Genomic DNA, 2609 nt, shown 5'->3' with positions numbered 1-2609 from the left:
TGGGCCATCATTAACCAACTCAACCTGCATATCTGCACCAAATTGCCCCGTTTGTGTCATAACCCCTTGTTGGCGACAATATTCGACAAAAGCCAGATAAAGACGATCAGCTTGTTCTGGGGTAGCTGCGCAGGAAAAACTGGGTCTTAAGCCTTTGCCAGTATCTGCAGCTAAGGTAAATTGTGACACCACCAATAATTGCCCCCCGACTTGAGTCAGATTAAGATTCATTTTGCCATCTTCATCACTAAACACCCGATAATTAATGACTTTTGTAGCTAACTTAATCATTTTCTCAATATTAGCTTCGCGTTCTATACCTAGTAATACTAACAAGCCTTGGTCAATTTTGCCGACTATTGTATTGTCTACCGACACTGAAGCGCGTTTAACTCGTTGAATTAATGCAATCATAACTGCCTTAAAATATGTTTTTTGGGGGTTAGTTATTCAATCCACAATATAGGGCACCGATAATGAGCGACCTTGTTTAGCTAAGGTTATTGGCGCGCACTTTCCTGTGGAACAGGCAGTAACTGAATCAATTAAATACATTCGTAATGGTTATGATTTATCAAATGAGCCCGACTTATCAACCACGATAGGATCGTGGACATCATTGACATTTTCATCCTCAGCCTCTGCAAATATTTCAGCTTTTAGATCTTCCGCTATAACAGCCAAACTCTCCAGATACTCTGGTAAAGCGGCAGTAATTTCTGCTCCTAACAACACAATTATCCACGATAAATACACCCATACAAATAAGATGGGTACTACTGCCAGTGCACCATAAATAGCTTCATAACTCGGGAATTGGGTCACATAAAACGCAAAGCCTTTTTTGCCTGCTTCAAATAATACCGCGGCAACAATTGCGCCTAATAAAGCATGAGAAAAATGCACTTTCTTATTTGGTACCACCATATATAACAGTAATATCGATGCTGCAGAAAATATCAACGGCAGACGTTCAACAATCCACGGGACTAACCCAGATAATTCACTGCCTGCGACAACCTCTGATGACACAACATAAGAGGTTGCGACTAAGCTTGCGCCAATAAGTACAGGGCCCAGTGTTAATACCATCCAGTACATCGAAAATGACACCACGTATGAGCGTTTTTCGGTAATCCGCCAAATGTTATTCAATGCTTTGTCGATAGCTGAAATCAGCATAATGGCAACGAACACTAACGCAATAATACCGACAAAGGTGCCTTTAGATGCATTAGCGACAAATTCGTTAATATGCACTTGTACCGTATCACCCGCCGCAGGAATAAAATTATTATAAATAAAGCCTTCAATATTGCCGCGAATGCCTTGAAACACTGGAAAGGCCGATAACATCGACATGGTGACAGCCAACATAGGCACCAGTGACAACAAAGTCACGTACGCCAAATGACCTGCTCGTATATTGATTTGGTCTTCAGTAAGCCGCTGTTTGAGATGGAGTAGAAACTGCCAAATCCCACTAAAAAAAGCCACAATAGGGCTGTAATCAAACTTTTTGGGCATAATAATCCTTATTTCATACCACGTTAGTGGAGATAACATTTGTATTCAGTCACTAACTTCGTACAATGTTATAACATAATAGTCATCGAATAATGGAGCAAATTGATGTCACAACAAGGTTCGGCGGGTAATGTACTCGCAGCTGTCGCAAGTTTATTTTTCCCAGGCCTAGGTCAGCTTTTACAAGGGCGTATATTAGCGGCTTTGTTATTCTTCTGCATTACTGCTGTTTGCTATTTCTTTTTTGTGTTGGTCATCCCAGCCATTATTGGTGGTTTATTCCATTTATGGAGCATCATCGACGCAGCAAAATTTAAATCAGGTAACTAACTTAATTAGGTAACTCAATTAGGTAACTCAATTAGGTTGTTAACTTGATTAGATAATTAACCTCAACGAAGAAACGTTCGCCTCACACAATAAAGAGACACATTGATGAAAAAATGGATATCACTTGCGCTACTCAGTAGCAGTTTACTATTGAGTGGCTGCCAAAGTGCCTATTATGGTGCAATGGAAAAAGTTGGCTACCACAAGCGCGACATAATGGTAGATCGGGTGCAAAAAGCAAAAGAATCACAAGAAGAAGCCCAAGAAAAATTTAGTTCTGCTTTAGAAGAAATGCAGGCTTTATTGGCATTTGATGGCGGTGATTTAGAACACGCCTACAATAAAGCAAAAGATGAATATGAATCGGCACAGTCAGCTGCCGACGAAGTTACCGACCGAATTGGTAAAGTAGAAGATGTCGCGGATGCATTATTTGAAGAATGGCAAACTGAAATTGAAGAGATCAGCAAAGCCAGTTTACGTCGTAATAGCACCAACAAGCTCAATGAGACCCAACGTTCATATAAAACGTTAGTGAGAAGTATGCGTCGTGCAGAAGCTAAAATGCCTCCTATTTTAACTGCGATGAAAGATAATATGCTGTATTTAAAACATAACTTAAATGCACAGGCTATTGGTGCCATTAAAGGGGAGTTTGCCAATTTACAGACGGATATTTCAAGCTTAATTAATGAAATGAATAAGTCTATTGCAGAGTCTAATAAGTTTATTGCTTCAATGGAGCAAGGCTA

Annotated in this window: 4 protein-coding genes; 2 read left to right on the top strand and 2 right to left on the bottom strand. The window is 40.0% G+C overall.

The window, feature by feature from the left end; genetic code table 11:
* Both dtd and H5202_RS20360 read right to left on the bottom strand, forming a co-directional pair.
* Positions 1-414 (bottom strand): D-aminoacyl-tRNA deacylase (dtd, locus tag H5202_RS20365; protein ID WP_182773668.1); only part of this gene is annotated, 414 nt, incomplete at its 3' end.
* Between the two features lie 150 nt (positions 415-564).
* Positions 565-1527: a virulence factor BrkB family protein gene (locus H5202_RS20360; RefSeq protein ID WP_182773667.1), complete on the bottom strand. Its 963-nt coding sequence runs from the start codon at positions 1525-1527 to the stop codon at positions 565-567.
* A 105-nt stretch (positions 1528-1632) separates the two neighbouring features.
* Between H5202_RS20360 and H5202_RS20355 the strand changes: the two genes are divergently transcribed.
* Together H5202_RS20355 and H5202_RS20350 are read left to right on the top strand one after the other, a co-directional pair.
* Positions 1633-1857 (top strand): hypothetical protein, encoded by a 225-nt coding sequence (locus tag H5202_RS20355; protein WP_182773666.1) that lies wholly within the window; start codon positions 1633-1635, stop codon positions 1855-1857.
* 105 nt (positions 1858-1962) lie between these two features.
* Positions 1963-2609, top strand: a 647-nt coding sequence (locus H5202_RS20350; protein WP_182773665.1) for a DUF2959 domain-containing protein, incomplete at its 3' end; no start/stop codon positions are given.

This window comes from Shewanella sp. SG41-4, from assembly GCF_014164505.1.
In the GTDB taxonomy this organism is placed as follows: Bacteria; Pseudomonadota; Gammaproteobacteria; order Enterobacterales; family Shewanellaceae; genus Shewanella.
Note: the sequence above shows the minus strand (reverse complement) of the source record. Positions and strands in the feature narration are given on the sequence as shown.